Consider the following 6,733-nt stretch of genomic DNA (forward strand, 5'->3'; position numbering starts at 1 on the left):
GGGTCGCCAGTGGCTCGCCGTCGACGGTGATTTCGACCGACAGCGTTGCGGGGACGACGGCATCGCCGCCCTCGTGAGTGACGGTGACGCGGTCGGCCTCGGCGTCGGCGCTCGCGGAGAAGGCGGCAGTCGGGGTCGGATCGGGCGTCCCGAGGCCGGTGACGCCGGCCGCGAGGACAGCCGCGAGCGTGACGGTGATGGCGACGACGAGGACCGTGCCGACGACGGGAGAGATACCGCGGGACACGGGCCGGGGTGTGCCCCGATCACTGATAAACGTCGGTCAGTTCTGGGTCGGGACGAGAATCGAGACCGAACCGTCGTCGGCGACGACGCGGACGGTCGTCGCGGCGCGGGTGTCGACAACCCAGCGCTGGCCGTCCTCGCCCAGCGACCCGAGGGAGCGGTCGTCGACGTACACCGTCCCGTCGCGGGGGTCGCCGGTGGCGTTGTCGGTCAGCGAGACCAGCATCGGGCCGGTGTCGTGCGTCGCGACGACCGACAGCGACAACGACCCGTTTGTGGCGTTGAGGACGGTCCGTGGTTCGGCGTCGGCGAGGCGCTTGGACTGGCTCTCCTGGTAGACGTTCGAGGTGTTGCCGTCGAAGTAGGCAGTGAACGACCCCTGGACGTGATTGATGCTGACCTCCTGAACGGAGGTGTTGCCGATGCGGTTGCCGATACCCTCCGACCCGACGGAGACGAGGTTTCCGGGCTGGAGCGCCCAGCGGTAGAGGTCGTTGATCCGGGAGGTCGACTCTTGGGGGTCGACGGTGTTGTTCGGGTCGAAGGCCCCGCCGGCGTAGGCCTCCCTGACGTAGTTGTTCTCAAGGATTGTCGCGAGCGCGAACGTGTCAGCGCCGGTTTCGAGGTAGACGTGGGTCCCGGCCATCGACCCGCCGTAGACGGCGTTGCGGACGACGCGCTGGCGGACCGTGCGGCCGCGGACCGACGCGAGGTCGGCTTCGAGGTTCTCCAGACGGGTGTCAAGCGCCTCGCTGAGGACGTAGCCGAGCGCTCGCTCGTCGATGTCACGGAGCAAGTCCGTCTCGTTGGCGACGGTCTGTGCGGCGGCGTCGACGCGGGTGAGCGTCCGGAACAGCGACTGCTCGTCGATGGTGCCGCGGTTGTACCGCTCTATGGCGCGGGACTGTCGTTCCCGGAGGCGCTCGGTCGTGTTCTCGAGCGCTCGGGTCGCGTTTCTGATCGTCGCCGTCCGGTTCGTGGCCGTCGAGGCGTCGTCGAACGCCTGCTCGAAGCGGTCCATCACGAGACGGATCCGGAGGCGGTCGTGGCTGATGGCGGTCGTCCCGGGCACGTCGACGCCGACGGACGTGTACGTCGACTGTTCGAGGTGGTTCTCGGAGACGTGGAGGTAGCTCGTCGTGTTCGGCGGTTGGGCGAGGCTGTCGTCGTGGGGTTGCGAGCCGTCCGTGGCGAGCGGTGTCGCCGGGGCGGCGATGGAGACACCCGCCAAGACGGCGGCGGCGACGACGGCCGCGACCACGGCGACGGCGGCCGAGCGACGGGTGAGCGACGGGGACATCGTGGTGGCGTACGTCGTCGGTTCACTAAAACCCAGCTACCTTGCTACGGCCGCGGGGTGAACTGCAATCAACCACGCGAGACCGCGCGAGAGGAGTTGTGCGCCGCGATTAGATGTATAGAAAGCGTTTTCCCCGAGGCGGATGGACTGGCAATCACATGCCCGCGCGGTCACGGTGCGTCCGGTTCGGCATCGTCCTGCTAGTGGTGGCCCTAGCCGCCGCTGGGACGGCGGTCGCTAGTGGTCCGGCCACGGTCGACCGACCGGCGACGGTCGACCACGCGAACGAGAGCCTTCCGACGGTGACCAGTCAGATCACCGTCGACGTGGCTGCTGACGGCGACGCCCGCTGGACCGAACGCCTGACCGTCCACTTCGACAACCAGACTACCAGCGCGGACTTCTCCGAGATAGCGAGCGAGTTCGAAGGCGAGGAGAGCCGACTGCTCCCGATAGAGCGGTACCGAAACGCCAGCGACGGCGTCGCGGCCGCGGCGGGCCGTGAGATGGAGATCACCGACACCGAGCGACGGACCGAGATGACAGCCGACAACGGCACGCTGATCCTGTCGTTCACGTGGACGAACTTCGGCGAGCGCCAGGGATCGGACCTCTCGGTCCGTGACGTCTTCGCCGGCGACACCGGCCGGTGGTTCCCGGGGCTTGAGTCCTTCCAGACGCTGACGATCCGAGGCCCCGACGACCACGAGATAATCAGCGCCAGCCAGGGGTTTCAAAACCAGACGCTCCGGTGGAGCGGCCCGGTGACGTTCGGCCCGAACTCGCCGTACGTCGTCTACAGTCGGAGCACTAACCCGCCGCCGGACACCGCGACGACGGACGCACCGACGACACCGGGGACCAGTGGGACGGGAGGGGACGGCGGCCTCGTCGTCGGTGTGTTGATCGCGCTCCTCCTCGGCGCCATCGCCGTCGTGGCCTACGGGGCGAGCCAACGCGACGGCGACCTGTTACCGTCCCCGAGCGACGACCCGGTGGAGACCGAGGAGGCGGTTGAGACGGACGAGGCGTCGGGGGTAGACGAGGCGGCGGCCGGCGGCACCGGAGCGGCGGCGACGGCGGAAGCGGAGGCGACGGACGACGACGATGTCGACGAAGCGCTGTTGAGCGACGAGGAGCGCGTCGAGCGGCTCTTAGAGGACAACGGCGGCCGGATGAAGCAGGCGAACATCGTCTCCGAGACGGGGTGGTCGAACGCCAAGGTATCACAGCTCCTGTCGTCGATGGCCGAAGAGGGGCGTATCGAGAAGCTCCGCATCGGCCGCGAGAACCTCATCTCCTTCCCCGACGAGGATATCGTCGACGACGAGGAGTAGGCCAGTTCGCGGAAACGCTTAACGGCCAGCCCCGTATCAGGAACTAGTATGAAGGTTCTGGTGACCGTCAAGGAGGTGGCCGCCGTCGACGACGAGTTCGAGATAGACGGGCTCGCTATCGACGACCGGTATCTCAGCTACGACCTCAACGAGTGGGACGAGTACGCCATCGAGGCGGCCGTCCAGATCAGCGAGGCCCGCGAGGACGTCGAAGTCGTGACGGTGACCGTCGGCGGCCCCGATACCGAGGAGACGATCAGACAGGCGCTGGCGAAAGGGGCCGACCGGGCGGTCCGTGTCTGGGACGACGCCATCGCGTCTGCTGGCCTGCTCGACCCGGCGACGAAGGCGACGGTACTCTCGGCCGTCGTCGAGGAGGAGGACCCCGATCTGATTCTCACGGGCGTGCAGGCGGCCGACGACGGCTTCGGCGCGACCGGTGTCACGCTCGCCTCGGCCATCGGCTGGGAGTGGGCGGCAGTCGTCAACAGTCTCGACCTCGACACCGAGGCCGGCGTCGCGTCGGTCCACCGCGAACTGGAGGGTGGCGTCGAGGAGACGACCGAGGTCGACCTCCCGGCCGTACTGACTATCCAGACGGGGATCAACGACCCGCGGTACGCGAGCCTGCGGGGTATCCGGCAGGCCCAGAGCAAGGAGTTGGCCGTGCAGTCGCTGTCGGATCTGGGCCTCGACGCCGGCGCGCTCGACTCGCCGATGGAACAAACCAGCCTCTACGAACCAGAGACCGAGGGCGAGGCGACGGTGTACGAGGGCAGCGCCGAGGAGACGGCCGGCGAGTTGGCCGCCCTGCTCCGCGAGAAGGGGGTGGGCGAGGCATGACGGTGCTGGCCGTCGCCGAGCACCGCCGCGGGGACCTCCGACCGGTGAGCTACGAAGTCGTGACCGCCGGTCGGGAGGCGGCCGACGCCACCGGCGGCGACCTCCACCTCGCGGTTATCGGCGGCGACGTCGAGTCCTTCGCCGAGGACCTGAACCGCGAGGGCGTCGACGCCATCCACACCGTCGCCGTCGGCGAGGAGTTCGACCACGGCGTCTACGCGCAGGCGCTCACGCAGTTGTGGGCGGACGTGGAGCCGAGCCTACTGCTCGCGCCCAACACCGTCAACGGGTTGGACTACGCGCCGGCCGTCGCCGAGCGACTGGACATCCCGCTGGTCACCGACGCCGTCGGCGTCGACGCCGGCGAGGAACTGGTCGTCACACGGGAGTTGTACGGCTCGAAGGTCGAGACGACGCTGGCTGTCGACGCCGACCGGGCGGCCGTCACCGTCCGACCCTCGGAGTGGGCGGCCGCCGAGGGCCACGGCGACGCGACAATCGAGCCCTTCGACGCCGACATCGACGAGTCCGCGCTGGGTGCGAGAGTCACCGGCTTCCAAGAGGTCGGCGGCGGCGACGTCGACATCGGCGAGGCCGACGTGCTGGTCTCGGTCGGCCGCGGCATCGAGGAGGAGGACAATCTCGATATCATACAGGCGTTGGCCGACGCACTGGACGCGACGGTGTCGGCCTCCCGCCCGATAGTCGACAACGGCTGGCTCCCGAAAGACCGGCAGGTCGGCCAGTCCGGAAAGGTCGTCACGCCGGACGTCTACATCGCCATCGGCATCTCCGGGGCCGTCCAGCACGTCGCCGGGATGAAAGGCGCCGACACCATCGTCGCCATCAACAACGACCCCAACGCGCCCATCTTCGACATCGCCGACTACGGTATCGTCGACGACCTATTCGACGTGGTGCCGGCACTGACCGCCGAGTTCCAGTAGCTCCCGTCACGAGCGCAGCGAGTGACGGCTTTTTGGCCCAGCTTTTTCGACGAGCGGTGGCCGAGGTACGAGGCCACCCGAGGAGAAAAAGGTGGTTCCGACGTGGTGCCGGCACTGACCGCCGAGTTCCAGTAGCTCCCGTCACGAGCGCAGCGAACGAGTCGGGGAATTTGCGGGAGAATTGAGTGAGAGTTCGAAAAGCGGTTTTGAAGGGGGAGACCCGAGGGAGAGGTATGCCCACGTGTGACAACTGTGGCGGCCACGTCTCCGACCAGTTCGTTCGCGTCTTCGGCGACGAGAACGACGCGGTCCACGCCTGCCTGAACTGTGCGGCCAACGCCGGTATCGCGGAGACGACCCGCGAACGGGCGAGACGGTCCTAGCGGCGGCGGGTCGGTTCCTCCAAGTCCCGGAGTTCCCCCGACAGCGAGGAGAGTTCGGCCGAGACCTGATCGACGCGTTCGGCGAGGTCCTGCACCCGGGGTGGAGCGAGGCGCAGCGAGAGGTCGGCCAGTTGGGTCCGGACGCGGTCGTACACCTCGCCGGCGTTGTCCATCGTCGCGCGGTCGCCCGTCTCGATGCCGACGAACCCGCGATTGTCCAGGGCCGCGCGGGCGTTGTCGTTGAACGACGGCGCGACGATGACCTTGAGGTGCGGGAACTGCTGGAGGGCGTTGACCCGCCCGGCCTCGCGGTCGATGACGGGTGTCCCGACCTCGTTCTCGTGGTTCTTGCAGGAGGCGTAGGCGCTGAAGGTGACGCCCGGTTTCTCCGCCCAGACGTCTATCTCCTTGACCGCGTTGCCGTTGCCGGTCGCCTTGCGGGCGTTCGGTGTCACGTCGTACTCCAACGAGGCGAAGGCGTCGGCGACGATGGCCTCCAGCAGTTCGCGGGTGTCGTGGCCCGGGACGTACGCCTCGACGGTCTCCCTGTCCGGGCGGGTGGCCGACAGCGAGTGCTGGGTCGTCGACTGTCGGTCGGGGACCTCCCGGTCGGGGGGGTCTGTGGCCCCATCGGCGCGACCAGGGGCCTCGTCGGTGGCCGCCGCGGCGTGACGCTGGCGGTCGCCGTCCGGCGAGTCGGTCCGGCGCTCCTCCGGAGGGTGGTCGGGCGCCACCGGGCGGTGTGACCCGTCCGTGCGGCCGGACGCGGTCCCGACTGGTTGGTCGGTTCCGGCGGGGTCGCGGTCGGGCATCGGCTCCTCGCGGGTGTGGATCACGTCGATGTCGCGGCCGGCGTCCCGGTCGGACGAGGACTGCGAGGCATCCTCGGAGATACGCTGTACCTCGCCGTCCTTGATGATGTCGTGGAGCCGAAACCGGACGAACCCGCCCTCGCGGATCTTGTACGCCTCACAGACGCCTCGGGGATGCGGAACGCGGTCGGGTCGTGGTCGAAGAGGTCGGCGACGAACGTCTCGCCGACATCCTCCTGAACCGTCTCGCCCCACGGCATCGTCACCTCCGTCAGCGTCACGCGAACCGAGTTGCCGCGCTCGATGTCGTGGAGTTCCGCAATCCCCTCCGAGAACGTCACCCGGCGGTCGCGGCCCGCAACCTCCGAAAACACCGGTTCGCCCTCCGGCGGGGTGACGAGGCTGGCGTCCCCGAGCGTACTCGCCCGGCCGTCAGTGATGACTTGGTGGATGCGCAACCGGACGATGTCCTCGCCGGTGATGTCGTACTGCTCGCGGAGTTCGCCAGGCAGTGCGAACGACGTCGAGTGACCCGGGTCGAGGTCGACGACGAACACCTCGCCCGGTTCCGACCGCGTCCGGCCGTCCCCGGCCGAGACCTCGATCAGTTCCACACGGATCGAGTCCCCCGCCTCGATACCGTGCTGTCGTGCGATCCCCCGTGAGTACTCGATACCCCCGTCTGCGTCGACCTGCGCGCGGAACGTTTCCGTCATATCGTCAACTCGTGAAAATATGCCACGGCCAAATAAAAAAGAACCCGGTTCGAGCAAATGCGTCACACTGTTTGTTGTAGGTCAGTTCGGTATCGACCGCCCGGCAGCAGGCGGTCGTACCGGGACACAGCTACAACAAACAGTATCAG

At 68.1% G+C, this 6,733-nt stretch carries 8 protein-coding genes; 4 read left to right on the top strand and 4 right to left on the bottom strand.

Going from position 1 to position 6,733, the window contains the following annotated elements; translation table 11 throughout:
* Positions 1–247 (bottom strand): type IV pilin N-terminal domain-containing protein (locus GJ629_RS13210; protein WP_157513470.1); only part of this gene is annotated, 247 nt, incomplete at its 3' end.
* Positions 248–283: 36 nt separating this feature from the next.
* The gene (locus tag GJ629_RS13215) at positions 284–1,546 is read right to left on the bottom strand and encodes a hypothetical protein (RefSeq protein ID WP_157513471.1); all 1,263 of its coding nucleotides are present in this window, start codon (positions 1,544–1,546) and stop codon (positions 284–286) included.
* A 158-nt stretch (positions 1,547–1,704) separates the two neighbouring features.
* On the opposite strand from GJ629_RS13215, the gene GJ629_RS13220 reads away from it, so the two are divergent.
* The 4 genes from GJ629_RS13220 (at position 1,705) to GJ629_RS16365 (ending at position 5,056) form a co-directional block, all read left to right on the top strand.
* Positions 1,705–2,883: a hypothetical protein gene (locus GJ629_RS13220; RefSeq protein WP_157513472.1), complete on the top strand. Its 1,179-nt coding sequence runs from the start codon at positions 1,705–1,707 to the stop codon at positions 2,881–2,883.
* A 48-nt stretch (positions 2,884–2,931) separates the two neighbouring features.
* On the top strand, positions 2,932–3,726 hold the full coding sequence (locus GJ629_RS13225) for an electron transfer flavoprotein subunit beta/FixA family protein (protein ID WP_157513473.1): 795 nt from the start codon (positions 2,932–2,934) through the stop codon (positions 3,724–3,726).
* Positions 3,723–4,673, top strand: coding sequence for an electron transfer flavoprotein subunit alpha/FixB family protein (locus tag GJ629_RS13230; protein ID WP_157513474.1), 951 nt, complete (start codon positions 3,723–3,725; stop codon positions 4,671–4,673). The genes GJ629_RS13225 and GJ629_RS13230 overlap by 4 nt, the downstream gene beginning before the upstream one ends.
* A gap of 233 nt (positions 4,674–4,906) precedes the next feature.
* Positions 4,907–5,056 (top strand): hypothetical protein, encoded by a 150-nt coding sequence (locus GJ629_RS16365; protein WP_197428607.1) that lies wholly within the window; start codon positions 4,907–4,909, stop codon positions 5,054–5,056.
* Here the strand turns inward: GJ629_RS16365 and GJ629_RS13235 are convergent.
* Both GJ629_RS13235 and GJ629_RS13240 read right to left on the bottom strand, forming a co-directional pair.
* On the bottom strand, positions 5,053–5,892 hold the full coding sequence (locus GJ629_RS13235; protein WP_157513475.1) for a restriction endonuclease: 840 nt from the start codon (positions 5,890–5,892) through the stop codon (positions 5,053–5,055). The genes GJ629_RS16365 and GJ629_RS13235 overlap by 4 nt on opposite strands.
* Positions 5,889–6,584, bottom strand: a complete 696-nt coding sequence (locus GJ629_RS13240; protein ID WP_157513476.1) for a hypothetical protein — start codon at positions 6,582–6,584, stop codon at positions 5,889–5,891. Before GJ629_RS13240 ends, GJ629_RS13235 begins: the two co-directional genes overlap by 4 nt.
* Between the last annotated feature and the right edge of the window lie 149 nt (positions 6,585–6,733).

The organism is Halapricum sp. CBA1109 (assembly GCF_009741825.1).
Lineage (GTDB): Archaea > Halobacteriota > Halobacteria > Halobacteriales > Haloarculaceae > Halapricum.